General features: G+C 65.1%; 24 protein-coding genes and 1 pseudogene. 12 read left to right on the top strand and 13 right to left on the bottom strand.

What is annotated here, in order from left to right; translation table 11 throughout:
• Positions 1-23: 23 nt before the first annotated feature.
• A complete protein-coding gene (locus RMCN_RS29810) occupies positions 24-947 on the top strand; it encodes a substrate-binding domain-containing protein (protein ID WP_067396782.1) in 924 nt (307 codons plus the stop codon).
• Here RMCN_RS29810 and RMCN_RS29805 read toward each other — a convergent pair.
• Both RMCN_RS29805 and RMCN_RS29800 read right to left on the bottom strand, forming a co-directional pair.
• Positions 922-2,196, bottom strand: coding sequence for an NAD(P)/FAD-dependent oxidoreductase (locus RMCN_RS29805; protein ID WP_067396779.1), 1,275 nt, complete (start codon positions 2,194-2,196; stop codon positions 922-924). The genes RMCN_RS29810 and RMCN_RS29805 overlap by 26 nt on opposite strands.
• A gap of 2 nt (positions 2,197-2,198) precedes the next feature.
• On the bottom strand, positions 2,199-2,522 hold the full coding sequence (locus RMCN_RS29800) for a 2Fe-2S iron-sulfur cluster-binding protein (protein ID WP_067396776.1): 324 nt from the start codon (positions 2,520-2,522) through the stop codon (positions 2,199-2,201).
• Between the two features lie 490 nt (positions 2,523-3,012).
• On the opposite strand from RMCN_RS29800, the gene RMCN_RS29795 reads away from it, so the two are divergent.
• A complete protein-coding gene (locus RMCN_RS29795; protein WP_067396774.1) occupies positions 3,013-3,753 on the top strand; it encodes a FadR/GntR family transcriptional regulator in 741 nt (246 codons plus the stop codon).
• On the opposite strand, the gene RMCN_RS29790 is transcribed toward RMCN_RS29795, so the two are convergent.
• From RMCN_RS29790 to RMCN_RS31195, 6 genes are all read right to left on the bottom strand, one after another.
• The gene (locus RMCN_RS29790) at positions 3,739-4,593 is read right to left on the bottom strand and encodes an alpha/beta fold hydrolase (protein ID WP_067396772.1); all 855 of its coding nucleotides are present in this window, start codon (positions 4,591-4,593) and stop codon (positions 3,739-3,741) included. The genes RMCN_RS29795 and RMCN_RS29790 overlap by 15 nt on opposite strands.
• 2 nt (positions 4,594-4,595) lie before the next feature.
• Entirely contained in the window at positions 4,596-5,417 is an 822-nt protein-coding gene (locus tag RMCN_RS29785; protein ID WP_084377869.1) for a 3-methyl-2-oxobutanoate hydroxymethyltransferase, read from the bottom strand.
• A gap of 11 nt (positions 5,418-5,428) precedes the next feature.
• The gene (locus RMCN_RS29780; protein ID WP_234787835.1) at positions 5,429-5,836 is read right to left on the bottom strand and encodes a 3-methyl-2-oxobutanoate hydroxymethyltransferase; all 408 of its coding nucleotides are present in this window, start codon (positions 5,834-5,836) and stop codon (positions 5,429-5,431) included.
• 101 nt (positions 5,837-5,937) lie between these two features.
• On the bottom strand, positions 5,938-7,170 hold the full coding sequence (locus RMCN_RS29775) for an aromatic ring-hydroxylating dioxygenase subunit alpha (protein ID WP_234787834.1): 1,233 nt from the start codon (positions 7,168-7,170) through the stop codon (positions 5,938-5,940).
• A gap of 327 nt (positions 7,171-7,497) precedes the next feature.
• The gene (locus RMCN_RS29770; RefSeq protein ID WP_234787833.1) at positions 7,498-8,241 is read right to left on the bottom strand and encodes an SDR family NAD(P)-dependent oxidoreductase; all 744 of its coding nucleotides are present in this window, start codon (positions 8,239-8,241) and stop codon (positions 7,498-7,500) included.
• A 192-nt stretch (positions 8,242-8,433) separates the two neighbouring features.
• Positions 8,434-8,592, bottom strand: a complete 159-nt coding sequence (locus RMCN_RS31195; protein ID WP_165604498.1) for a hypothetical protein — start codon at positions 8,590-8,592, stop codon at positions 8,434-8,436.
• Between the two features lie 593 nt (positions 8,593-9,185).
• On the opposite strand from RMCN_RS31195, the gene RMCN_RS29765 reads away from it, so the two are divergent.
• The gene (locus RMCN_RS29765) at positions 9,186-10,280 is read left to right on the top strand and encodes a site-specific integrase (protein ID WP_067396763.1); all 1,095 of its coding nucleotides are present in this window, start codon (positions 9,186-9,188) and stop codon (positions 10,278-10,280) included.
• Positions 10,240-10,923: pseudogene (locus RMCN_RS29760) on the top strand (DUF2203 family protein); the annotation flags it as partial. The gene RMCN_RS29765 and the pseudogene RMCN_RS29760, both read left to right, overlap by 41 nt.
• On the opposite strand, the gene RMCN_RS29755 reads toward RMCN_RS29760, so the two are convergent.
• Both RMCN_RS29755 and RMCN_RS29750 read right to left on the bottom strand, forming a co-directional pair.
• On the bottom strand, positions 10,920-11,228 hold the full coding sequence (locus RMCN_RS29755) for a hypothetical protein (protein ID WP_131808626.1): 309 nt from the start codon (positions 11,226-11,228) through the stop codon (positions 10,920-10,922). The pseudogene RMCN_RS29760 and the gene RMCN_RS29755 sit on opposite strands and share 4 nt — an antisense overlap.
• Positions 11,229-11,384: 156 nt before the next feature.
• Entirely contained in the window at positions 11,385-12,431 is a 1,047-nt protein-coding gene (locus tag RMCN_RS29750) for an AraC family transcriptional regulator (RefSeq protein ID WP_067396820.1), read from the bottom strand.
• Positions 12,432-12,601: 170 nt separating this feature from the next.
• On the opposite strand from RMCN_RS29750, the gene RMCN_RS29745 reads away from it, so the two are divergent.
• Together RMCN_RS29745 and RMCN_RS29740 are read left to right on the top strand one after the other, a co-directional pair.
• The gene (locus tag RMCN_RS29745) at positions 12,602-13,582 is read left to right on the top strand and encodes a hypothetical protein (protein ID WP_234787832.1); all 981 of its coding nucleotides are present in this window, start codon (positions 12,602-12,604) and stop codon (positions 13,580-13,582) included.
• Positions 13,583-13,639: 57 nt separating this feature from the next.
• The gene (locus tag RMCN_RS29740) at positions 13,640-14,251 is read left to right on the top strand and encodes an FHA domain-containing protein (RefSeq protein WP_067396760.1); all 612 of its coding nucleotides are present in this window, start codon (positions 13,640-13,642) and stop codon (positions 14,249-14,251) included.
• Here the strand turns inward: RMCN_RS29740 and RMCN_RS29735 are convergent.
• A complete protein-coding gene (locus tag RMCN_RS29735; protein ID WP_067396817.1) occupies positions 14,244-17,249 on the bottom strand; it encodes a serine/threonine-protein kinase in 3,006 nt (1,001 codons plus the stop codon). The genes RMCN_RS29740 and RMCN_RS29735 overlap by 8 nt on opposite strands.
• A 197-nt stretch (positions 17,250-17,446) precedes the next feature.
• Between RMCN_RS29735 and RMCN_RS29730 the strand changes: the two genes are divergently transcribed.
• Both RMCN_RS29730 and rnhA read left to right on the top strand, forming a co-directional pair.
• Positions 17,447-18,094, top strand: coding sequence for a VOC family protein (locus RMCN_RS29730; RefSeq protein WP_067396757.1), 648 nt, complete (start codon positions 17,447-17,449; stop codon positions 18,092-18,094).
• Positions 18,095-18,129: 35 nt separating this feature from the next.
• On the top strand, positions 18,130-18,588 hold the full coding sequence (rnhA, locus tag RMCN_RS29725) for a ribonuclease HI (protein WP_067396754.1): 459 nt from the start codon (positions 18,130-18,132) through the stop codon (positions 18,586-18,588).
• Here rnhA and RMCN_RS29720 read toward each other — a convergent pair.
• Positions 18,575-20,866, bottom strand: coding sequence for an ATP-dependent DNA ligase (locus tag RMCN_RS29720; RefSeq protein WP_067396751.1), 2,292 nt, complete (start codon positions 20,864-20,866; stop codon positions 18,575-18,577). The two genes, rnhA and RMCN_RS29720, sit on opposite strands and share 14 nt — an antisense overlap.
• Before the next feature lie 34 nt (positions 20,867-20,900).
• On the opposite strand from RMCN_RS29720, the gene RMCN_RS29715 reads away from it, so the two are divergent.
• Positions 20,901-21,158, top strand: a complete 258-nt coding sequence (locus RMCN_RS29715; protein ID WP_308206375.1) for a hypothetical protein — start codon at positions 20,901-20,903, stop codon at positions 21,156-21,158.
• A gap of 40 nt (positions 21,159-21,198) precedes the next feature.
• Here RMCN_RS29715 and RMCN_RS29710 read toward each other — a convergent pair whose 3' ends face one another.
• The gene (locus tag RMCN_RS29710; RefSeq protein ID WP_409366081.1) at positions 21,199-22,647 is read right to left on the bottom strand and encodes an HNH endonuclease signature motif containing protein; all 1,449 of its coding nucleotides are present in this window, start codon (positions 22,645-22,647) and stop codon (positions 21,199-21,201) included.
• Between the two features lie 186 nt (positions 22,648-22,833).
• Here RMCN_RS29710 and RMCN_RS29705 point away from each other — a divergent pair, with 186 nt between their 5' ends.
• From RMCN_RS29705 to RMCN_RS29695, 3 genes are all read left to right on the top strand, one after another.
• Positions 22,834-23,766: a carbohydrate kinase family protein gene (locus tag RMCN_RS29705; protein WP_067396747.1), complete on the top strand. Its 933-nt coding sequence runs from the start codon at positions 22,834-22,836 to the stop codon at positions 23,764-23,766.
• The gene (gene ku, locus RMCN_RS29700; protein ID WP_067396745.1) at positions 23,766-24,728 is read left to right on the top strand and encodes a non-homologous end joining protein Ku; all 963 of its coding nucleotides are present in this window, start codon (positions 23,766-23,768) and stop codon (positions 24,726-24,728) included. Before RMCN_RS29705 ends, ku begins: the two co-directional genes overlap by 1 nt.
• A gap of 185 nt (positions 24,729-24,913) precedes the next feature.
• Positions 24,914-25,705, top strand: a complete 792-nt coding sequence (locus RMCN_RS29695; RefSeq protein WP_067396743.1) for an SDR family oxidoreductase — start codon at positions 24,914-24,916, stop codon at positions 25,703-25,705.

The raw sequence follows: 25,705 nt of genomic DNA, 5'->3' as shown, positions 1-25,705 counted from the left end.
AAGCCGCCAGTGCCCGGAGACTGATGCCTGAAAACCGCCGCGTGCTGACCACGCTGACGCGCTCTCAAGGAGCCAACCAAGCCGTCAAGGACGGCTCGGTAGCTCCTGCAGGATTTCAGCTGAAGTTCGAGGAAATACCCGTGTTGGTCAAGGGGTTTCGCCGAATGGTTCGGCACCTGGAGTTCGACGTCAGCGAGATGGCGCTCACGACCTACCTGACCGCACGTGAACACGGTGTCGCCTTCACCGCCTTACCAGTCTTTCTCGTGCGGGGGTTTCACCACGGGGCCATCCTGTACAACCGGCACTCGACGATCCGACACCCGAAAGACCTCGAAGGCCGGCGGGTCGGCGTCAACCGCGGGTATACCGTCACCACGGGTGTGTGGGCGCGCGGCATTCTCGCCGCGGAGCACGACGTCGACCTCGACCGCGTGACTTGGCTGCTTTCCGGCGACGAACACGTGGAGTCGTACGTCCCTCCGCCCAACGTGGTCTCCGCCGGCCCCGACGCAGACTTGGCCGATATGTTGATCGCAGGCGAAATCGATGCGGTCATCGGCGTCGACGTCGACCATCCTGATATCGCGCCGTTGATCGCCGACCCCCACGGTGCCGCAATCAGCGCCTTGCGTGATCGTTCGTTCTACCCCATCAACCACCTCATCGTCCTCAAGGACGAGGTGCTGCAGCACTACCCGGACGCTGCGGCTGCAGTGTACGCAGCATTCAGTAAAGCCAAGGAGCGCTATGTCGCTCGGCTCTCCGACGGACGGGTGACCAGCCCAACCGATCGGATGTACGCCGAGGTGATGAAGACGACGGGCGCAGACCCGCTGCCCTATGGTGTTGAGCTCAACCGGCCAATGCTCGAGCAATTGTTGGAGTTCGCACTGGCGCAACACATTTTGAGTCGACCGATCAAGATCGAGGACGTATTCGTCTAGCTTCCGCGGGTGCGGGACGGATCAGCTCGCGAAGCGAAACCGAGACATCGCGGGCATCCTGGGCCCGGATTGTGGATCCTTGGGCGAGCGCCTTTTGTACTGCCATGTAGTCACCTGGCGCGTTGACGGAGTCAACCGCCATCAAAGCGTCGTCGTGGTAATAGAGCACGGAGAATGACTCACGTTCGGGAGCGCCGCGAACCAAGTAGTAGTCGTGTCCCCTCGACAGGCCGGCGATGCGAAGCTTGAGATCGAACTGTTCGGACCAGAACCGCGGCACCGGCAGGTCTGACTCCACCCTGCCCGCCAATGTCGCGGCAGCCGCTTTGGCCTGAATTATGGCGTTTTGAACCGACTCCAAGCGTACTTTGCCGCTGCCGGTACGCCAATCGGGTTGAACAGTGCAATCGCCCGCCGCCACGACGTTCGGATTGCTGGTACGCGCGAAGCGGTCGACAACAATGCCACCGTCACAAACGAGATCCAGTTGGTCCGCGAGTTCGGTCCGGGGCACGACTCCGATACCGATGATTACAAGATCTGCGGGAAGGCTGCTGCCGTCTGACAATTCCACCGATTGCACGCGGGCATCCCGCCCGGTCAGCGACACTACTTCCGCGTTCAGACATATGGTGACACCGCGGCGCGCGTGCGCATCGAGGTAGAAGCCGGAGACCACGGGTGCCACGGCTCGCCCCATCAACCGATCGGCGGCCTCAACCACGGTCACCGTTTTACCTTGGGCACGCGCAACCGCCGCGGCTTCGAGTCCGACGAACCCGCCGCCGACCACGACGACGGATTCTGCTTCGCCCTGGAGCTGGCGCAGCTTCGCGGCGTCATTCGCTGTCCGGAGGTACATCACCCCGTCGAGATCGGCGCCCGACACGGCCAGTCGCCGTGGACTGGCGCCAACGGTCAACGCCAACTTATCGAACCACAGCGTTTCTCCTGACGCTGTAAGCGCGACTCCTGACGGCCCCTCCCCCTCTAGTTCAACCCAATTGACAAGCTCACCCGTGAGTACCGAAATGTCCTGGCCCGCCAAATACTCCGGGGCACGGAGTAGCAGCTGTTCGAAGCCGATGTCACCCTGCAAGTAGGACTTCGACAATGGGGGCCGTTGGTACGGCGCATGCGGCTCGTCGCCAACTAGTGTTATTGGTCCGCCTTCTCCTGCATCACGAAGCGAAAGAGCCAGTTGGATTCCTGCTTGACTGGCGCCGACGATTAACGTCCCTGCGCTCACCCTCACTGCTCCTCTGGAATGTGAACGATCAGGCCGTCGAGCGACTCGATCATCGTGATCTGACAAGACAATCGGCTCAACTCACGCCGTTCGGCGGCAGCACCGAGCTCGAGTAGGTCCTCTTCCATTCCCTGAGGCCCACCAACGTCAACTGCAAACTCTTCATCGACATAGATGTGGCAGGTGGCACAGCTGCAGTTTCCGCCACACTCGCCTACGATGCCGGGAACGCCGTTGCGTACGGCGGCGGACATGACCGGCTCGCCGAGATGCGCATCCACCACGCGCTGCGAACCGTCCGGAGCGATGAAGACAACCTTTGGCATGTGGTACTCCAGTCAAGAGATTAAGGCCTGACCATAATACCTTGAGGTTGGGGACCTACGGGATACGGGACGAGGAAGGATGCGCATCGACGCGAACGGCTGTGAATCGCACGCATTCGTGGCGAGCTGGCACGGGGATTTCCGCCGCTGTTCGCGGCGGATCGACTGATGACGCGGGTTCTCCTCTAGCCGACGTGCGAGCACGGGTTCTGCCCTATTGGACTTCCGCGATAGCAGTCGATTGGCGAACCAGCCAGTCACATTAGTTGTGGCACATGGAAATCCACTGCGAATGATTCGTATGATTGTGGAACAGATGATGCCCGCGCAGGTACGTGCCCTGGACATACCGACCGGAGCGGCGCTGCGTTACGACAAAGGCGATAAGCTAATGCCACTGTTACGAGGAGGCGTCTACCTCTAAGCGGCCACGCCACGCCGGCGCTCAAGTGGCGGACGACCGCCAGGGCGATCGCCTTATCATTGGGCCATGCCTGCATCCGAGAGTCCCTCGACGACCCCGGCTGATTCGATGTTCAGCCCGGTCAGTCCGGGCCGGGCCTCGGCGATGATTGTCGACCAGATACGTGTGTTGATTCGGGAAGGTCAGCTGCGGCCGGGCGACCGCCTGCCTGCCGAACGTGAACTCTGTGACAAGTTCGGGGTGAGCCGGGTTACGGTGCGCGAAGCATTGCGCGGCCTCGAGGCGAACGGCATGGTGCGCATCAAGGTCGGCGCCCACGGCGGCGCGTTTGTGACGGCACCAACGAGCCAGCGTATCGGTGAAGGCATCGAGGATCTGCTCAGCTTGTCGGGCCTGACCGACAAAGATGTGACCGAAGCGCGGCAGGTTTTCGAGATCGGAATCATCCCGCTCGTGTGCGAGCGTGCGACTGAACAGGACATCGACGAACTGACAGAGATCTGCGACCGGGGCGACGCGGCTTTGAAAGAAGGTTTCTATCCGATGGAACTGTCAGCGGAGTTCCATGCACGCGTCGCCCAGGCCAGCCATAACAAGGCAATCGCGATGCTGGCTGAATCTTTTCACGGACCCACTCTGCTCTCGATGCGCCACGTCCAGCAGTCACACCCGGAGATGGGTATCCGAGGCATTCGGGAGCACCGCCAGTTTGTGGTGGCGATCAAGAAGCGCGATGTCGACAAAGCGACGTCCGTGATGCGTACCCACATCGGCCGAACGGCAAAGCACGTCTCAAAGGGCAACTGACCCCAGGAAACGGATCACCCGCGCCGGCGCAGTTTCGGCGGTCTGCGCCGCGACCGGAACGTCCCAATACTCGTTGATGGGAAGGCACTCCTGTAGGTAACGCGCCGCGGAGGGCGCATGCGACGCATCTTCACCCGGCACGATGAGCGCGGGCACGTCCGACACCAGTAGGTCATCAGCTTCAGGGCCAGGCACGGTGTCACGGTCGAACAACAGAGTCGCCATCGCCGCGACAGTGATCTGGTATTGACGGCTGCCGAGACCACGGTATTGCGCGGCGAAATCAGGGTCGGAGCGCAACACGCTGACCCACGGACCCAGTCTGGCATCTGAGGAGAAGTTGCCGTCGGTCGTTGCCGCCAGGTCGGCAACACCGGCCAGCCCGTGCTCCGCGGCGTAGGCAAGGTGGGCGCGGAACCGTTCGAGCTGCTTTCGCCGGTACCGTACGCCGCCGGCCGGCGAATACAGCACCATCCCCCCAACCCGCCCGCGATGAGCGCTCGCCATGCACGCCGCGATCGAACACCCAATGCAGGCACCCATGATATGCACTCGGCCCAGCCGGAGATGGTCCAACAGGCCGACACCCTGTCTCACGTAATCAGCCCATGAGACACGCTCGACGCGCCCGCCAGACTCGCCGGCCTCACGCTTGTCGAACGTGATGCATTGGAACCGCTCCTGCAACTGTGACAGCATCCGCGTTCGACGATAGAGGCCGTGCTTCTCCCACGCATCCATGGAGGCGGCGAAGCCGCCGGGCGAGAACATCAGCAGCGGCGGGCCCGAACCTGCTACCGCGTAACGCGTTTCAATGCCATCGATCCTCGCCGAAGCCACGTTCAACGTCGAAGACCTCCCTTGATCTGGCGAGCAGCCCGCACGTCATCTGCATACGCCGTGATGGCGTCCAGCGCGATCTGGGCGACGTTGGCATAGGTATCCGGTGGGCTGTCGAGACCATCGGCGCTGTAACCGATTGCGGCTGTTGCCATCCGGATCCGGCCGTCCAGCCACGAGCCGCCACCGAATCCACCGAGCACCGGGATGGGCACCGCCTCGGCCACTGCCGCCCCAACGACGGGTCCCGAATTCGTGAAGTTCAGCAGCACTGCGCCCGCATCAGCGAGACGACGGGCCTCACAAACCATCTCATTGAGAAGTTCGTCTGAAATCGCATCCTCGGCGCTCGGTGTGGCGCTATACGTCACACCGTATTTGAGGGAAGTCTGCGGGGTGATACCGAACTGAGCGAACACGGGAATCCCTGCACGCGTCACCGCGGTCACGGCATCTAGATGATCGGATGCCCCGTCTAGTTTCACCATGTCGATGCCGGCTTCCTTGGCGAGACGAATTGCTGCCCGCACAGCACTCTTTCGCCCGTCCTGCAGCGGACCGAACGGGAAATCACAGGACAGCAAGGCGCGCCGGACACCGCGGCGCACTGCCTGACACACCACGACCATCTGATCCATGGTGATTTCAAGCGGATTCGGCTGACCCCACAGGTTGACTCCCACAGTGTCACCAACCGACACCAAGTCGACGCCGGCACGATCGACTATTCGTGCCATCTGGTAGTCCCACGCCACCACACCGACGATCTTCTGCCCACGCAGTTTCATGTCCTGCAGGTCAGCGATTTTCACCTTCGTGCCCACGGCGGGTCCCTTCAGGCTCGCAGCGCTGAGAGCAGATCGGACACGTCTTCTTCGTGACCGCTGACGACGAGTACCCGCGCAAGAGGCCGCAGCACAGCAACGGTCTGACTCGCCGCCGCGCCTTCCCTGACGACGACGCCAGCGGTCATGATCGCGCGAACCGTGCTCGCCGCACCGATGATGCTTGCTGCAGCGGCATCCCCACCGGTGGTGGCAACCATGACGACCACATCGGCGGCGGCAAGCTCCTCCGCAAGACTGGAGACGGCGCCGTCGGTGTCGAGCAGCGAAACCCAATCCTGCTCCTCCGCATTCCTTCTCGGTTCGGCTACCGACAGGAAGCGTGCACATCCCCACGGCTGAGATGAAAGCCGCTCGATGATCGCTCGTGCACCACCGTCGAGCGCAATGACGCGCACGCCCCTCCGCCCGGCGATCGGGCGGTTGATCCGGTATCGCATCTCGGCAGCAGATGTCGCACGCGCGCAACTACTCCCGAGAATCGGCTGAAGTGGACTGGTCATACCGATGTCTGCCGCACGCCTTCGCGCACCCTGAGATCTTCTCGGCACGCCTCGCTGAACGATGCGTCACGCGGAAGGACGACGGCCGCAGACCGGACACGATGATGTTCAGGGTCAACACCTGGAGGAGTCGTACCCTTGTCGCGCAACGCCTCAGCCGCCCGCTTCAACTTTTGACGCGCTTTGATGATGCCACTGTCGGCAGACACCAACCGCTCCTTGGTCCGATCGACGATCGGTCCCATGCTCTCCTGCAGCGACGAGTCTTGGATCGCGATACCCCGCACGCCTGAGTATGTGTCTCCACGCTTCTGCGCCGCACGATCCATCAGATAGTCGTTGTCCTTGTTCGCCTGCGGTCGGTACGTGCCAGGGATGTTGGCACTGTGCACCCCGTGCCCGTCCTTCATCGCCTCAACTTCCTGCGAAGTCAACGGTCTCACGGGGTGATAGTCAAACGAGTACGCCCAACAGTTCTCATCGTCGATGGGGATCCAAAAGTGGCCGTGGACAGGATGATCCCCACGTGGCGGCACCATCGTGAAGCACGGCATCACCCACGGCGTGATGCGCCAGTAATAGTTATCGGCGTCAGCGTTGCGCCGGGCACCAACGAACAAACCACCCTCGGAGTCCGCGACCTCGAAGAACGGCTTGAGGTCCGCCATGTTGTAGTCGTTAGCCTTGCTGCCTTTGAACAGCGGGTCCGACTTAAGGCCCCCGGAATGCAGGAACGACACATGACTGGAATCGATGCCACCTTCGAAGGCTTGCAGCCAATTGCATTCCTGCCATCGTTTGGACGTGAAGGTCTGATCGGCCGGCACAAGAGCAAATTCGAATTCCGGTAACGGCGGCTGCTTCGCGGGGTCTCCCATGTAAGTCCACAGCACGCCCCCGATCTTCATCAGCGGGTAGGACGTCAGTTTGACGTGCGCGCAGAAGGTGGACCCCACAGGTTCTGACGGCACCTCGACGGCTTGTCCCGTGACGTCGTACTTCCAACCATGGTAGGGACATCGCAGACCGCCCTCTTCGTTGCGGCCAAACCACAGTGAGGCGCCACGGTGCGCGCAGAACTCGTCGATCAGGCCGAAGTTGCCGTGACTGTCACGAAAAGCGATCATTCGCTCGTTCAGAAGCTTCACGCGTACCGGTGGGCAATCATCCTCCGGCAGCTCCTCGGCGAGCAAGGCTGGAATCCAGTACTGGCGGAACAAATCCCCCATCGGCGTCCCCGGCCCGGTCCTGGTCAAAAGCTCGTTAACCTCTGCGCGTAGCACCTTTACCTCAGCTACTTCTCTTTCTCTCCCACCATCGGCCGTTCACGCCCGATCAAATTGCCCTAATAGTAATACCATTAGGTATTCAGAACCAACCAGCCGCCTCGCTCGACGTCGTGGGCGTTGGTCGAAGGCCCGCGCCGATGTTGCGCGGCCTGTCAAAGACACCGGGACCGGACTCTGCCGTCAGCGGTGTGGGTGAGCGCAGACTTGCACCGCGGAGGGGATTATGGACGGCGACTTTCTTTGTCAGACCTCACGGTAGGTCGAGACTCAGACAAATACTCCCCCGCCATCGACGATCAGGACTTGACCGGTGATGAACGCGCTGCCGCCGCTGCATAGAAATCGCACCACGGACGCGACATCCGCCGGGAAAAGCGTCCGCTTGATTGACCGGCGGTTGACCGCCTGCGCGACGTAGATGGGATCGTTGAGTTCGTTTGTCGCCTCGTCGTCCACGAGCCCTGGGGCGACTGCGTTGACGGTAATTCCACGCGCGCCCAGCTCTCGGGCCGCAGCGCGGGTGAGGCCCTCGACTGCAGCCTTGGAGGCGATGTAATGCGGAAAACCGAGCGTTCCCGTCCGCGCGGTCGACGAGGAAACGTTCACAACGCGACCGCCCCGCGCTGGCACCGCTGGCAGAATGGCTTTCATCGCTTGCCACGTACCCCGCACATTGATGCGTAGGACGTCGTCCCATTCTTGGATGGTCAATTCTTCCAAGGACTTCTTGGAGCCGAGCGCCTTATACATCGCAGCGCAATTGACCAAGCCGTCTATCTGGCCGAAGCGCTCCACGGTGTCGTTGACGAGATCTGCGAGCGCGTCTTCGTCGGTGACGTCCGCACGATGATAGATCACCGTCGGCCGGCCGGGCGGTGGCGCGAGGTCGGCCACCACTACGTTGGCGCCAGCGTTCACGAGATCTGCAACCACTTCATCACCTATGCCATTGGCGCCCCCGGTTACCACGATGACGTTGCCGGCGATGTCGAACGGGTCCCGGTCAGCCACGGCAGCGGATTGAGGACGAACAACGGGTGGGGTCGGCATCAGTGAGGTCCGCCAGGCCGAAAGCGTAGTGTCCGTTACACGACACAACCGCACCTGCGAGCAGGGCCCTGTCTTCATAACCACTCATGCCCTGCTGCGTGCACGTCGGATATTTCATCAGTTTGTCTGTCTCCGCGATGTGTCGGGACGTAGCTAGTGGTCGGCCACGAACATCTGCTCGAGTCGAAGCGTCGCGCCCGGACGGCTGTGCGCGGACTCGTCGAGATGCTCACGCTCGGAGTTCTCGATCTCGTCTCGTAGCAACATGACGATGCCAGCATCTGGCCAGCTGTTTCTGCTAAGCAGAGCCATGCTCTGAACCATAGCAGTGGACGCCTACCTAGCCAACTGCTGCGACGTCGCCGGCGGCTGATTTGCCGTTGGTACCCGCGGGCGAGTACAGCGACAATCTCACCTCGTCAACATCGGATAACCGTGATCCGCTCAGTTACATTTCAGCCCACCGCGTGTTCGCTTTCCCGGCGTTCGACAATTTTCGTGCGAGTATCCGCTCGCCGGTGCGTCGCGATGAACCGGCCAGGCGGGAACCATGAAAAACAACACTCGACAAGAACATCAGCGGCAAGTCCGGAACTCGCGAGCGGGAGGTCGATTCCTCAACGCAGAACCTTAAGTCCTACCCCCTGCCGGCCGGCTCATCGGTCGACGTGATTTCAAAACCGACTACTGAGCTACGCGGTGCCGCCGGACTCGGCGGCTCGGCCTTGCTAGAGAACAATGTACATCCGTCGGCCGGATGCTCAACGCCCGACACATCCGACTAGCCCGTAAGTCGTTGCCGCGCAACTTGTTTGCCGGATCCTGGACAGCTCCATGCTGGAATAGTTCGGTCGCCGTCAGCGTTGCATTTTTGTTGGCAAGGCGGCGCGTCTGGAGGCAAGTCAATGGCGACGGTGGAAGCGTATGAGACCAAGTCGGGACGGCGGTGGCGCGTGCGTTATCGAACACCGGACCGACGGCAGACCGATAAGCGCGGGTTTGCGACGAAGCGAGACGCCAGGGCGTTCGCCGCAACTATCGAAGCACGAAAAGCCCTGGGCACCTTCGTGTCTACGGCTGCAGGGCGTGTCACAGTAGACGAGCTTGCGCAGGCATGGCTGGACAAGAAGAAGCAACTTACCGCACAGTCTCACTACCGCACCCTGGAGTCCTCCTGGCGGACACATGTTCAGCCGATCTGGGCGATGCGGGACATCGCCGGAATCACCACGATCGAGGTCGAGGCATGGATCACGGCGATGGCACGTCGCGGTCATGGGACGACCACGGTTCGTCGTGCGCATGCGGTGCTGTCGGGAATCTTGAGCGATGCGGTCAAGGCCCACCGGCTGGTCATCAATCCAGCCCGCGGCGTTGAGAACCTGCCACGCCGGGTCGCGCGCCGACACTGCTACCTGACGGCGTCGGACGTGCACGCACTTGGTGTCGAGGCGGGTGAGCACCGAGTTTTGGTGCTGCTGTTGGCGTTCTGTGGCCTGCGGTGGGGTGAGGCCATTGCACTACGGGTCGGCGACGTCGACTTCCTTCGACGCCGGGTTCTCGTCTCGATCAACGCCGTGGAAATCGGAGGCCGCCATCAGGTTGGACCCACGAAGGAGCGCCGGGCGAGGTCAGTGCCAGTCCCTGAATTTCTCCTCGGTGACTTGTCACGTCTCTGTGTGGGCAAGGCACGCGACGCCTTGATCTTCCCTGGCCCTGATGACGGCTACATCCCTCGTCAGCGCTCCTCCACTGGCTGGTTCGCCGCAGCGTTGCGACGAGCCGGGTTGCCCACGATTACTCCGCACAATTTGCGACATACCTGTGCTTCGTTGGCGGTATCGGCCGGAGCCAACGTACTGGCGTTACAACGCATGCTGGGACACCGCAGCGCGAAAGTGACTCTCGATGTCTACGCCGACCTATTCGATTCCGACCTCGACGATGTGGCGTCGAACTTGGACGCCGCCTACGCTCCAAAGACAGTGGGCACGACGTGATGTCAATCCGCTGGTCGATGGCGAGAACGGGTTGCTCGGCGTGTCGATCGTGTTCTTCGATATGACCACGACCAAGGCGCTGTTCGACAAGTTGATGCAGACCAACCGCCAGCTCGAGTCCGCGTACGAGGAGCTGCAGTCGACCAACGAAGAGTTGGAGACCACCAACGAGGAACTCCAGTCCACCAACGAAGAACTCGAGACCATGAACGAGGAGCTGCAGTCCACCAATGACGAACTGCACACGATCAACGACACGCTGCGCGAGCGCGGCGTCGAGCTCAACGACGCCAAGGCGTTCCTCGACGCGCTGATCAACTCCATCCATTTCGGCATGGTGGTGGTGGATCGCGAGATGCGGGTGCTGGTGTGGAACCGCGGTTGTGAGGAGCTCTGGGGCCTGCGAGCGGACGAGACGAAGGGAAAGGTGCTGGGATCGCTGGACATCGGCCTGCCCACCGAGCAGATCAAGCCACTGATCGGAAAGGCGTTCGTCGACGCCGACGTCACCGCCGATGCCGTGGTGGATGCCGTCAACCGCCGCGGCCGGGCCACCCGAATTCGCGTTTCCTGCGCGGCCTTTCGGTCCGATGAGGACGCAGTGAACGGCGCCTTGCTGTTGATGGAACCACAACAGCGCTAGGACTCCCTTCGGAAATCCTCTTCCTCGCGTTCGAGTTCGGACACCCGAGCGGCTTCATGGCGGCGGGCTTCCTCGCGGTGGTGTTCGGCGGCGTCCTGATGGGCCTCCCCGTTACCGTCCCCGGCCAGCAGAGCCGCCTGCTCGTGGGCGGCGGCGGCGCGCATGTGGGCGCGTTCGGCCTCCCGGTGCCGATCGGCGGCGGCACGATGGGCGCGTCGGGCCCGGTCGAGGGACTGCTCCGCCCGCTTACGGGCCTGCGCAAACCGCCTGTGAGTCGACCGAAACGCCGTGCTCCAGGTCGGCACGGCGCCGTCGCAGCTCCTCCGCACGGGTACGGGCCAAACCGGCACGTTCCTCGGCCGAGTAGGGAACCGATTCATTCGGGTTCGTGGTGCTCATCGCCCCTCCCGCAGCAGGTCAGCGTCGGTACCACGATACGTCGCCGGGGGCCGACGAGGCGCTCAGCCGCGCAAGGTCGTATGGGGGCTCTGGCCGTAGGTTTGGCGGTACAGCACGGCGAACCGCCCGGTGTGGGCGAAGCCCCAGCGGGCGGCGATCTCGGTGACGGTCGAGTGCAACCGGTCGCCCGCGACCAGTTCCTGGTGCGCATAGTGCAGCCGTAGCCGGCGCAGGTACTGCAGCGGCGTGGTCTCCAGATGCTTGCGGAACATGTACTGCACCGCGCGCGGCGTCAGGTGAACGGCCTCGGCGATATCGGTCAGCGCGATGTCGTTGGAGACGTTGGCGTCCATGTACTCCATCGCGCGACGCAGCATGACCGGCTTGTGCGCCGCCTGGTCGTCGGGCCCGGGGTCGGCCACCGCGCTGTTGGGGAACGTCGCCAGCGTGACCGACGCCAGCAGCCTGCTGACAGATCCGAGAACCAGAGGAGTGGCCGTACTGTCGTCGGCGAGCACCCCGTCCCTGATGTAGGTGACGGTCTTCTTCCACAACTCGGCTGCGGCGGCATCGACCGGCGAGAAACTCAGGAAGCGGATCGGCAGCGGAGCCTGGCTGGCAGGCAAACCGGTGGCCACCCCCGACACGGTCGCCGGGTCCAGCAGCACCGCTGTCGCTCGCAGCCCGTCCCCACTGGCGTGGAAGGGCAGGTGCGGTTGGCTCAGCACCGCGACGTCGCCGGCTCCGTCCTCGCTGACCAATCCGTCGCACGTCGCCGCGACGCGCCCGCTGTCCGGCCAGATCACGGCCACCTTGTTCAGGGGGTCCGGTCCGAATTCGACATGACCCGCGATGGACAGCTTGTCGATTGTCAACGGGCCGACGGTGGTACGGCGATGGGTGAGAAGCGGCGCTTCCCGGTGCACCGTCGACTTGTTGGACAGCCGCAGGCAGACGCCGTAGGCATCCTCGAGGAACTCACCGGCATCCGCGGCGTCATTGATCTCGACCTGTGTTCGTTCGGGTCGGTGTAGTCGAACGGTCTGAGTGCTGATCGTGCTCACCTCGTCCAAGGTGAGATCGGAAAGAGCTGCCTGCTCAGCCCCCATTGCTCCGAGGCTACCCACTGGCTGCGCGTTCCACACCCCGGCACGCTTGCCTTCAGGACAGAAAAACCTGTCCTCGAACGGCCGGAATGTGGCGTGGCGGCCATTCTCCTGCGGCGGCGCGATCGCGACCATGAATCCGTACTGGTCACAGCGATCCGACAGGAAGTCCCATGCCCGCGACAGAGCAAACAGTTCGGCTGCGTCCCGGCGATCTGCCGGTGCGACCACTCCCCATAGCGGTCGCTCGCACCGACGCCATGACGACCCGGTTGCGTCCGGCTGTCTCGGCGACTGCGCTGCTGCCGAAGGCCACCAGCGCCTTCGACGGCAAGACGGTGCGGTTGCGGCCGATCGACCTGCCGGTCGTCGGCAAGGTCGCCAACACGGTGCGGCAGCGGTACCTGGACCTGAGCACGGTCAAGAAGCCGCCGACGAAATGGGATGTGGCACGGCTGTTTCTGGTCCTGCTGCTGGCCTCGATGCCGATCCTGGGCATCTCGGTCGACGTGTTCGGCCTGGTTCCCCAGAACGTCACGTCGGTGGTGGTGATCGCGCTGGGCGCGGTGCTGGGCGCGCTCATCGCGTTCGCCCCGCACCGGATCGACATGATCGTGGGTCGTGGGCTGATCGCCGGCATGGTCGCCTGCATCGTCTACGACGCAGCCCGGCTGTTCGCGGTGCACGTGCTGGGGTTGATGGGCGACTTCATCCCCGTGATGGGGTCCTTCGTCACCGGTGAGCCGGACACCGCGGGCAGCGCGGCGGTCGGTTACGTGTGGCGCTACATCGGCGACGGCGGCGGCCTGGGCGTGGCCTTCTTCGTGGTCGCGTTCGCATTGGGCATCGACCGGTGGAGGAAACGTCCACGCGGTGCTGGCATCGGTCGCCTTCGCGGTGTTCCCGACGTGGGCGGGTCTGATGGCGACGGTTGCGCTGGCTCCGCGCGGCGAGGAGATGATGTTCCCGCTGAACGTCGCGACGGTGACGATCACTCTGGTCGGACACCTGATCTTCGGGCTGGTGCTGGGGCTGGCCTTCCTGAAGGCGCCACGCGGGCGGGACCGCAGCGAATGGCCCTGGCCCCGCTGTTCGAGTCGGCCCCGGCCAAGCGTGTCATTCGCGCCTACAAGAGGTTCACCCATCGGCCGTGAGCGTTCGTCGACGAGGGACCTCCCATCTGGGCAAGAATTGCCTCGATAGGAGGTCCCATGTCGTCGCACCTGGAAATCTCGAGGCCCTCGGGGCGGGAGCTGTTGCCGCTGAGCGGTCAGCGGGTGACGCTCGGCAAGGCCTCCACCAATGCGGTGTCACTCGAGCACGACGAGACCGTCTCGCGGTTGCACGCCGTGCTCGAGAACCTCGGATTCGCCTGGTCCATAAGGGATCTCGGGAGCCGCAACGGCACCTTTCTCAACGGCGAGCGGATCACCGCCGAACGTGTGCTGCGGTCCGGTGACGAGGTGCGCCTCGGCAAGTCGCGTTTGGTGTTCTGGGAGGTGAGGGACAGCGGGGACGGCAGGCTCGACGAGGAGACGGTGACCGCCCAGGCCGTCGAGCCCCCGCCGCGGCTGACCCGCCGCGAACTCGACGTGCTCGTCGTGTTGTGCCGGCCGCTGGTTTCCGATGACCCGTTCCCCGAACCGGCGTCGGTGCGCCGGATGGCGGGCGAACTGTTCGTCACCGAGGCCGCGGTCAAACAGCATCTGCAGAATCTCTACGACAAGTTCGCCATCCCCGCCGAAGGCGATCGTCGGGTCCGGCTGGCCAACGAGGCGCTTCGGCGCGGCGCCGTCACCCTCGCACAACTGCGCACTACGTGAAGTCGAGGGCCTCCACGGTGGCGACGGGTCCCTCGTGGGTCGGCCGGTCGGCACCGCCGATGCAGTACACCGTCGAACCGACGGCGGCCACCACCTGGCCGTGCACCGGAGTTCCGATGGGCGCCACCGTCGTCCACTTGGCGTTGGCGATGTCGTACATCTCGACCGTCGCCAGCACGCGCGTCGGCTCCTCGCCGCCCACCGCGACGATCCGGCCGTCGAGGTAGGCGGCGCCGTAACTGCCGCGCGCAGTCGGCATGTCCGTCAGCTTCTCCCACTCTCCCGACGACGGATCGAACCGCTCGAAGGCGGCGGTGTTCTCGTCGGCGCTCAGCGAGCGCCCGCCCACAGCGTAGACATAGCGGTCGTCCGACACCGCGGCCAGATGCTCACGCGGAGTGGGCATGTCGGCGGCCTGGCTCCACGATTCACCGTCGAACACCTCCGTCGGCACGACGAGCTGTTTGTCGCTCTGGCCGCCGACCACCACCAGCTTGTCGCCGACGACGGCCGCCGCAGCACCGGCGCGACCGTGCTGCAGAGCGGGAAGTTCGGTCCACTTGCCGTCGCGCAGTGCGAACACCTTGTTCGAGGTCTCGGCGATGGTGTCGGTGGCGCCTCCGATGACGACGACGTCCCCTTTGTAGGCGGCGGCTGTCGCGTGGTGCAGCGGGATCGGCAGCGGCGGCGCAGGCTGCCAATCCTCCGTCTGCGGGTCGAAGCTCTCGACGGTGTCGAGGGTCTCGCCCTCGCGGATACCACCTGCGATCCAGATCTTGTCGTCGAGCACCGTCCACGCCATCATCAACCGCGGGGTCGGCGCATCCGGGAGCGCGCGCCACTTGGCTGCCGGCTGTGGTTGGCGCGCAGGCAGTTTCAGCGTTTCCGCCGACGCGGTGATCCTGTCGTCACTTGTGCCCGTCGAGCCGCCGATGGCGTACACCCGATTGCCCACCGCGGCCACCGCCATACCGTGGCGTGCGGTGCCCATGTCGGGCAGCCCAGACCACGTCGTCGTCGACAGGTCGAAGGCGAGCACACTCTTGAGCACTTGCCCCCCAGAGGTGCCGCCCACCACCACCAACCGCTCGTCGGTGGCCGCGATGCCGAAATCGCTTCGCGCTTCGGGCAGTTCGGGCAGGACCGTCCAGGTGTCTGCGACCGGGTCGTACGCTTCGACGGTCGCCACGTCCGCGCTGCCCGTCGTGCCGCCGATCGCGTACACGAGTTTGTCGTCGGAGGCCGCACTCAACATCTGTCGCGGGGTCCGGATCGGCGCCCCGAGCTTCCAGGAGGTCCCGTCGAAGATTTCCGTGGTGTTCAGCAGCTTGCCCGTGGCGTCCACTCCGCCGGTGACGACGATCCGGTCACCGACCACGGCGGCGGCCGCGGCCGCCCGCGGCTGTAACAGTGGCGGCAGTTCGGTCCAGCGACTGTTGACCACCCGCCACACCCGATCGGTGGCGACCTTGGTTTCGTTGCCTTCCGTGCGCCACCCGCCGAGGACGACCGGGTTCTCCCGCCACGTCACCGCCATCGCGCGCTGCACGGGGACGGGCAGGTCCTCGCCGCTCTTCCAGCTGTCGATCGCGGGGTCATAGCCCTCGTGCCTGCCGCTGACGCGCCCGTCGGCGCCGAGGCCGCCGAAGACCCAGATGGTGCCGTCGGCTTCAGTGTCGGCCACCGCATCGCGGGCGACACGCGCGTCGGCGATCGGACGCCAGGCGGGCTGCGCTTCGGCGACCGGTTGTGCGGGGGCAGCGGTTTGGCCGTCGCCGGAGTCGCGCGTCGAGGCGATGACGAACACGCCGCTGGCCACCAGCAGCAGAACCCCCACGATCGCGCCCGAAACGATCAGGACCCGCTTACGGTTACGCCTTTTCGGCGCAGCGGCCCCCGCCGGATCGGGTCCCACCCCCGGCGGCACCTGCCAGGGCAGGCTCGACTGGCTGATCGACGCGGTGTGGGCGAACATTCCCGGCTCGGGCAAGGGTTCGGCGGGCTCACCGGATTGGGCGGGCCTCCGCGGCGGGGCGGGCGGCAGTGGTTCTGGTTGGGCGGACACGGACGGCTCGACGAGCTCCGAGATCGGGACGGCCTGCGTGCCCTCTGGCTGTTCGGGCGGTGCGTTCGGCTCGCCCAGTGCCATGACGTCGGCGGTCAACCCGTTGTGCCGCTGCGCCAGCTGCAGCTCGTGACCGAACTCCGCAGCGGATGCGTAGCGGTCTCCGGGCTCGCGGGCCATCGCCTTCTCCACCACGGCGCACACGTCGGCGGGGATGCCCTGAGGACGCAGATCCGGTATCGGTGTCGAGGTGATGCGCAGGTAGTGGGCGATGAGATCTTCGTCGTTCTTGCGCTCATGGGGCGGCTTACCCGCGATCAGCGCGTAGATCGAGGCGCCGAGGGAGTACACGTCGGCCTCGACGGTGGGCGGGCTCCCCTCGAGAACCTCTGGGGCTGTGTAGGACAGGGTGCCGGTGAAGAAGCCGGTCACCGTCTTGTACCCACCGGCGATCCGGGCGGTCCCGAAGTCGCTCAGCTGCGGTTCGCCGTAATCGTTGAAGAGCACGTTGGCGGGTTTGATGTCGCGGTGCAGCGTGCCGGTCCGGTGCGCGGTTTCCAGTGCGCCACAGAGCTTCACGCCGATGCGCAGGGCCTCCGGCCATGCGATGCGGCCCTCGCGCCGCAACCGCTCCGCAAGCGAGCCCTCGCGGTGGTAAGGCATCACGATGAACGGCCGGTTGCTCTCGGTCACGCCGACCTGCAGGATGTTCACGATGTTCGGGTGCCCGGAGAGCGCACCCATGGCATAGCCCTCGCGCATGAACCGCTCGCGGTCGTCGTCATCGAGGTCGGAAGCCAGCACCTTGATCGCGACGCTGCGCGCCAACGACTGTTGGTAGCACCGGTAGACGACGCCACCGCCACCCCGGCCGATCTCGACCGCGTCGGTGAATCCGGCGGCCGCTAACTCATTCGCCATTCCCCCGGCCATGTGCCACCGCCCTCCGGTGAACTGCGGATCGTTCGCTCTCAAAGTACCGAGCAAGCGCACCTGTGACGCACGATTCCGCGGTTCCGGCGCGATGCCCATACTGCGCGGTACGTCAGGCAAAGGGCTGGCGGATTGCGGTGGGTGAACTGCGCCCGACGGCCTCGCTCCCCGCCCCGGGCGACGGCCATACTCGAACGGTGACATCAGCCGCCGTCAGGGTCGACGAGATCGACGTCGCCGATCCGCCGGACGCATGGGGTCGGGCCGGCTTCACGATCGACGACGACGCCGTCTGCCGCATAGGCGGCGTTCGCGTCCGGCTTGTCGGCCCCGACCGTGGCCGCGGCATCGTCGGATGGTCGTTGTGCGGCCTACCGCCGGACGCCGTGCTCTCCGACGTCGACGGCATCCCGACGTCGAGGTCCAGCGTCGCCGCCGCAACGCCTGCCGAGCACCCGAACGGCGTCACCGCGATCGACCACGTCGTGCTGCTGTCACCCGATCTGGATCGGACGGTTCAGGCGCTCACCGCCATTGGCGTGGCCCCGCGACGCGAACGCGACGGCGAGCTGGGCGGTCGGTCGATCCGGCAGATCTTCTTCCGGTTCGGCGGGGTGATCGTCGAGGTCGTCGGCTCACCGGGCACCACGAGCGAGGCCCCGTCGACGCTGTGGGGCATCACCTACGTCGTCGCCGACATCGACGCGACCGCTGCATACTTCGGTGCCGCCACGGGGCCGGTCAAGGACGCGGTGCAGCCCGGGCGCCGAATCACCACGCTGCGGCATCAGGAGTTCGGGATGTCGGTACGTACGGCGATGATCTCGCCCCCCGCGCGTCGCTGAGCCGCCCGCTCGAGGTCGATGCTTATCCTCGGCGGGTGAGGAAGGACCCGGTCGTCATCCACACCGACGGCGGCTGCCGGCCCAATCCGGGCCCCGGCGGCTGGGGCGCCGTGCTGCGTCAGCGTGCGCACGTCCGCGAGATGTGCGGGGGCGAGGCGCAGACGAGCAACAACCGGATGGAGCTGACTGCGCCGATCATGGCGCTCGAGGCGCTCACCCGGCCCGTCGTCGTGCACCTGTACACCGACAGCACCTATGTCCGCAACGGCATCACGAAGTGGGTGCTCGGCTGGGAGCGCAACGGCTGGCTGACCGCCGCCAAACAACCGGTGAAGAACGTCGACCTCTGGAAGAGGCTGCAATTGGCCTGCGCGCCACATCAAGTCGAGTGGTTCTGGGTGAAGGGCCACTCGGGGGTCGCCGACAACGAACTGGCCGACGTGCTCGCGACCCGGGGTATGCAGGAAGCGCTGCGGGCGCCTACTCCCAGGTGACCTCGTCCGGGACCTTGTCGGGCCGCAGACCACGCCAACTCGGTTGGCGCAGACGGTTGTCCGACGTCCGCTCGCTGTAACGCACCTCGCCGACGAGTTCGGGCCGCACGAAGGTCACACCCTTGGCGTCCTGACGGGGCAGTCGCTCGTTGAACGGGCTCTCGTCGGTCTCCAGCGGTTTCAGGGTCTTCTTGAGCTCGGCGAGCGCCTTGTCGGTGAAACCGGTTCCGACGCGCCCGACGAACTGCAGACCTCCGTCGGCCGGAATGCCGAGCATCAGCGAGCCGATGCCGCTCGAGCGTCCGCCTTCACCCTGTCGCCAGCCTGCGATCACGACTTCCTGTGTGTTCCAAACTTTGTCCTTGATCCAGGCCTTCGACCGCCGGCCCGGCTGATAGGTCGAGTCGCGCTTCTTCGCGACCACGCCCTCCCAGCGCATCTTGCGCGCGTACTCCATCGCCTCGGGGCCGTCGCCGGGCAACTGGTCGGGCACGATCAATCCGCCGCCCTCGGCCAGTGCCTCGAGTATTCGGCGCCGGTCGGAATACTTGGCGCGTAACAGCGAGCGACCGTCGAGGTGCAGGATGTCGAACGCCCAAAACTCCACCCGGGTGGAGCGCGCGCGGTTCTGCATCTCCGAGAAGCTGGGCACACCGGACTCGTCGAGGGCGACCGCCTCGCCGTCGAGGATGACATGGTGGTCGGCGAGATCGGCCGCCACCGCCTCGAATTGGGGAAATTCACCGGTCACGTCACGGCCACGCCGGGAGCGGACCGTGAGCCTGCCCCGGTCCGCGTCGACGATCACCCGGTAGCCGTCCCATTTGCCCTCGAACGCCCACTGGCTCGCCTTGAGCCTGGCGACCGAGCCCTCGGTCGACAGCATCGGCGCGAGATCGCCTGCGTGCGGGCGCTTCTGGTCCTTCATGCGATGCGCGAGCCAGTTCTTGCCATCGGTCTGGATCAACGCGTAGCGGCCGTCGACCTTCTCGCCGCGAAGGTTGATGATGACCTCGCCGCCCTCTTTGGTGCTATCGGGCGGCACGTCGTTGAACTTCTCTGCCTCGTAGGTGCCGGTGTCCCAGATGATCATCTTGCCTCCGCCGTACTCCCCCTTGGGGATCTCACCGTGGAAGGTCAGGTACTCCAGCGGATGGTCCTCGGTGTGCACGGCGAGGTGGTTGACCGACGGGGTGTCGGGCAGGTTCTTGGGCACCGCCCAGCTCACGAGCACACCGTCGCGTTCGAGCCGCAGGTCGTAGTGCAATCTGCGGGCGTGGTGTTCCTGGATGACGAACTTGTCGTTGTTCCCGGTCTTCGGCGGCTTGTTCGGCACCGGCTCGGGGGTTTTCGACGCGTCGCGCATGCTGCGATAGGTAGTCAGCCGGTCCGGTACGGGCACGGCCTCGTCGAGCGGCGCCAGCAGGTCCCCCATCTCCTGCACCCGGTCGAGCACCTCGTCGAAGTTCAGGTGTCGCAGCTTGGGGTCTTCGATCTCGTCCCAGGTGCGCGGTGCGGCAACGGTCGGATGTTCGCGTCCGCGAAGCGAATACGGCGCGATCGTCGTCTTGGCGCCGTTGTTCTGGCTCCAGTCGACGAAGACCTTGCCGGTGCGCACGCTCTTGGTCATCGTCGCGGTCACCCGTTTGGGCATCGTCTTCTCGAGCTGTTGTGCGATCCGCCGCGCGAGCACCGATGCACCCTGGGAGCTGATCGGCTCCTCGAGCGGGACGTACAGGTGCAGTCCTTTGCTACCGCTGGTGAGCGGGAAGGTGGTCAACCCGATGTCGGTGATGAGGCCGCGGACCTCGTGGGCGACCTCGCAGAGATGGCGGAAGGACACCCCCTCCCCGGGGTCGAGGTCGAAGACGATGCGGGTCGCGGGACCGGGCGTCGGCGGGCCGTCGTCCGTGGAGACAAACCGCCACTGCGGGACGTGCACTTCGAGTGCGGCCTGCTGCGCGATCCAGGCCAGGCCCTCGGCGGTGTTGATCAGCGGATAGGTCGTCGTCCCTGAGCGGTGGGTGACCGACGCGCGCTCCAGCCAGTCCGGTGCCGACGAGGCGAGTTGTTTCTCGAAGAACGACGGTTCCTCGACGCCGTTGGGCCAGCGCTTGCGGGTCACGGCGCGGCCCGCGATATGGGGGATCATGGCTTCGGCGATGCCGACGTAGTAGTCGAACACTTGACCTTTTGTGACGGCCTTCGGCCGATCGCCCGTCGCCGGGTACAGCACCTTGTCCGGGTTCGTCAGCTTCACCCGGCCGAATCGATCCACAGTGTGAACGTATACCCGCTGCTACGTTGAACCCGTGGCGAGAATCTCCTCGGCGGTGCTGGTCGCGGCGGCGGGTCTGCAAGCGGCGCTGATCGCGGCCGCCGCCCTGCTGGCGGCACCGCAGGCCGCGGGGGATCCGCAGGATCTCGTGCCCTACTGCTCGGGTGACCAGACGCCGATGGACAACAACTGCCGCCCGCCGGCGCACCAGGAGTTCACCCACTCGCCCAGTGGACTCGACCCGAACCTGGCCGACGGCCTGGACCCGGGGAATCCACAAGTCGTGGGGTGACTGCTCGTCCGAGAGGTCGAGCAGTCGCGGCGCCGCTACATCAGGCCGCATCGGGTTCCGGCCCGTGTGTCTCGCTGCTGGCCGAAGCCGAACTCGGGTCCTCAGCGTCAACTTCCGGCACATCGGGGTCTTCGTCCGGTGGACGGTGTAGTCGTTCCGGACGGTGGAAGTCGTTGACACGGGCTTGTCCGGTGTCGAGGTGGGGGGGCGGTATCCACTCGACATCGTTGATGTCGTTGACCCGGGTGGTCCAGCCGTCGGGGCCGACCATGCGGTTGTCGGGCCCACACGCCAAGCCGAGTTCGTCGACGTTGGTTTGCCCGTCGTTGCCCCAGTCGCAGGCGGCGTGATGAACCTGGCACCCGTACGCCGCCACGGTGCACCCCGGCTTCGTACAGCCGCCGTCGCGGGCGATGAGCACGATTCGCTGGGCCGGCGAGGCCACGCGGCGGGCTCGGAACAAGTCCAGCGCCGATCCGGTGGCCTTGTCGAACACCGCCAGGTAGTGGTTGGCGTGGGCGCCCATGCGGATGACATCGGCGATGGGGATGACCGTGCCGCCGCCGGTGACGCTAATGCCCGCAAGCCTCTCGAGTTCTCCCAAGGTGGTGCGGACGATGACCGAAGTCGGTAACCCGTTGTGCTGACCCAATTCACCGCTTTCCAGCACGCTGCGCCCTATCGCGATCAACGCATCGTGCTGACGTTGAGCCAGACTACGGTGGTCCTGGTCGATCTGCTCTTGTGTCGGTGTACCGGAGACACAGGGATTCTCGTCGTCGGGGTTGCACATACCCGGCGCGGCCCACTTGGCGAAGACGGCCTCGAATATCGCCCATGCTTCGGGAGTCAGCGTGGCCCTCACCGGAATCATCTTGTCGGGACCCTGCGGCCCCTTCCACAACCCGCGGCGCCGTGCACGCTCCCTGTCGTCGGGTTCGGGGCCGTCCTGGTCGAGCAGGAACAGGATGCGGTCGGCGTTGTCCTTCAATACCTTTGGGCCAACGCCGGCGGCGCAGCGGGCCAGGTCGACTTCGATCTGCGCGCGGGTGAGGGAATCGACCGCTGCCGGAATGCGGCCCATCGCCTCCCGTACCACCTTGACGTGTTCACGGTTGATGAACCCGTGCGCCTGGGCGATCGCGGTCGCTGGCAGTACCGGCTCGAGTGGTTCTCCGGTCAGTGTGCGCCGTGGCGCCAACAATGCTGCCTCAAGGAGTCGGCGGCGCGCCTCGCTGGCAGAGATACGCCACCGGATAGACAGAACGTCGCACCACGACTTGGCGCCCATCTCCTTGGCGGTCTTCTCGGCCTGCAAGCGCGCCAGCAGGCGGTGGCTCTGCGCAGGCATCTGGCAGGTGAGGGTTTCGAGCTCGTCGAGCACGCCGACCAAATCCGTCGGCGCGAGCGTGTCGATGGGCAGCGCGGCCAGTTCGTCGAACGCGGCGCGCAGCGTGGCAACCGCTGCTCGCACCGCTTCGGAGTTCATACAATCGAACATATGAGCGAACTCTAAGGACTTGGCGACGTATCTCCGAAGAATTCTCTAAGAAGCTTCGTCGATTGCTTTAAAGTGTTGTCACACAAGAGGTTCAGCCTTCCTCGAGCTTCCAACAACGGCTCTGCCGGCCCGCGTTCGGATGACGCGCGAGGCAGATTCCCGGGAGGAGGCGCCATGAGGGCCCTGGTGATCGGCGAGGCTTTGATCGACGTCGTCGAGCAAGGCGGGCGCGTCACGGGTGAACACGTCGGCGGGAGCCCGCTCAACGTGGCGGTCGGACTGGCCCGCCTGGGCCGCGGCGTCGACTTTCTCACCCACATCGGCGACGACGAGCGTGGTCGGCGCATTGTCGACTATGTCAAAGATGCTGGGGTGCAACTGGTTACGGGAAGTACGAATGCTACCCGAACCCCGACGGCGTTGGCCACGCTCGACGAGCAGGGCTCGGCACAGTACGAGTTCGACATCGAGTGGCAACTGACCGGCACACCCGAAGCCGGGCCGCCGCTGGTGATGCACACCGGTTCGATCGCCGCGGTGCTCGAACCTGGATGCCTTGCCACCGCCGCACTGGTCGACACCTACCACCCCTCGGCCACCGTGACGTTCGATCCGAATATGCGGCCGGCGCTGATCGAGGACGCCGACGCCGCACGCGCCCGCATCGACCGACTCATCGAGCGCTGCGACGTGGTGAAGGCCAGCGATGAGGACATGCGGTGGCTCGATCCGGGCCGCCCGCCCGAGCAGATCGCACAGACGTGGCTGTCGCTGGGCCCGTCGATCGTCGTGGTGACGATGGGCGGGCAGGGGTCGTTCGCACTGTGTGCGCAAGGTCTGGTGCAAGTGCCGGCGTTCGAGGTCGACGTCGTCGACACCGTGGGCGCGGGCGATGCGTACATGAGCGGTCTGATCGACGCACTGTGGACGTTGGGGCTGCTGGGCGCCCAGCAGCGCCGTGACCTGGCCCGGATCGGCACGGCCGACCTGCGGACCGCCATACGGAGCGCCGCGATGTCGGCGGCGCTGACGGTCGCCCGCGCCGGCGCCGACCTTCCCGATCGCCGTAGCCGCGATGCGGCCCTGGAATCGGCCATACTGGGTTGATGCGTTCCATATGGAAGGGTTCGATCGCGTTCGGCCTGGTGAACGTCCCGGTCAAGGTCTACAGCGCGCAGCAGGACCACGATGTGAAGTTCCACCAGGTGCACGCGAAGGACAACGGGCGCATCCGGTACAAACGCGTCTGCGAAATCGACGGTGAGGAAGTCGAGTACCGCGACATCGCCCGGGCCTACGAATCCGACGACGGCCAGACGGTGATCATCACCGACGAGGACATCGCCACGTTGCCCGAGGAACGCAGCCGCGAGATCGAGGTGCTGGAGTTCGTCCCGGCCGCCGACATCGACCCGATGATGTATGACCGCAGCTACTTTCTCGAGCCGGAGGGCAAATCGTCGAAGTCGTATGTGTTGTTGACCAAGACGCTCAAGGAGACCGACCGGGTCGCGATCGTGCACTTCGCGTTGCGCAACAAGACCCGGCTCGCGGCACTTCGGGTTCAGGACTTCAGCAAGCGCGACGTCATGGTGATCCAGACGCTGTTGTGGCCCGACGAGATCCGCGATCCCGATTTCCCGGTGCTGGACAAGGAAGTCGACATCAAGCCCGCCGAGCTCAAGATGGCCACCCAGGTCGTCGACTCGATGACCGATGACTTCAACCCCGACCGCTACCACGACGACTATCAGGAGCAGTTGCGCGAGCTGATCCAAGCGAAACTCGAAGGCGGCGAAGCGTTCACCACCGAGGAGCAGCCGCAGGAACTCGACGAGACCGAGGACGTCTCCGATCTACTGGCCAAGCTCGAAGCCAGCGTCAAGGCGCGACGCGAGGGTCGCGGCGGCTCAAAGAGTTCCGACGACGACGATAAGCCGGCCAAGAAGGCGCCCGCGAAGAAGAGCGCCGCCAAGAAGACCGCCGCGAAGAAGACACCCGCCAAGAAGGCCGCCAAGAAATCGACCGCCAAGAAGTCTCCCGCGAAGAAGTCCGCCGCCAAGAAATAGCCAGTCGCCGCCAGCCGCTCGTCGCCGTCGCCCTTGATTCTCGCGAGACGTACAACAGGGTCGTGCCAACCGGTCGAAGCACCACCCTGTTGTACGTCTCGCGAAAAGTAGAACGTGTTTCAGAAACCCCTCACGCACGGCGCCGCGCCCTGTTACGGTTCGCCGGCGAGGGAAGGATTCGAAACGTGATTCTTGACAGATTCCGGCTCGACAATCAGGTCGCTGTGGTCACCGGCGCCGGTCGCGGCCTGGGTGCCGCGATGGCGCTCGCATTCGCCGAAGCCGGTGCGGACGTGGTGATCGCGTCTCGCACACAGTCCCAACTCGAGGAAGTCGCCGAGCAGATCGAGGGCGTCGGTCGCAAGGCGCACATCGTGGTCGCCGACCTCGCCCACCCCGCCGACACCGCCACATTGGCCGGCGCCGCAATAGAGGCGTTCGGCAAACTAGACATCGTCGTCAACAACGTCGGCGGCACCATGCCCAACGCGCTACTGAACACCTCCACCAAGGACCTGCGCGACGCGTTCACCTTCAACGTGACCACCGCGCACGCGCTCACCACCGCAGCGGTTCCGCTGATGCTCGAGCACTCCGGCGGCGGCAGCATCATCAACATCACCTCCACGATGGGACGGCTGTCCGGCCGGGGATTCGCCGCCTACGGAACGGCCAAAGCCGCGCTGGCCCACTACACCCGCCTGTCCGCACTCGACCTGTGCCCGCGGATCCGGGTCAACGCGATCGCGCCGGGGTCCATCCTCACGTCGGCGCTCGACATCGTGGCCTCCAACGACGAGCTGCGTAAGCCGATGGAGCAGGCCACCCCGATGCGCCGGCTCGGCGATCCGCAGGATATCGCCGCCGCGGCGGTGTACCTGGCCTCGCCCGCGGGCAGCTACCTGACCGGTAAGACGCTGGAGGTCGACGGCGGTCTGACGGTGCCCAATCTCGACATGCCCATCCCGGATCTGTGA

It is taken from the genome of Mycolicibacterium novocastrense, from assembly GCF_001570485.1.
In the GTDB taxonomy this organism is placed as follows: Bacteria; Actinomycetota; Actinomycetes; order Mycobacteriales; family Mycobacteriaceae; genus Mycobacterium; species Mycobacterium novocastrense.
The sequence above is the reverse complement of the archived record's forward strand: the minus strand, read 5'-3'. Positions and strand labels throughout refer to the sequence as shown.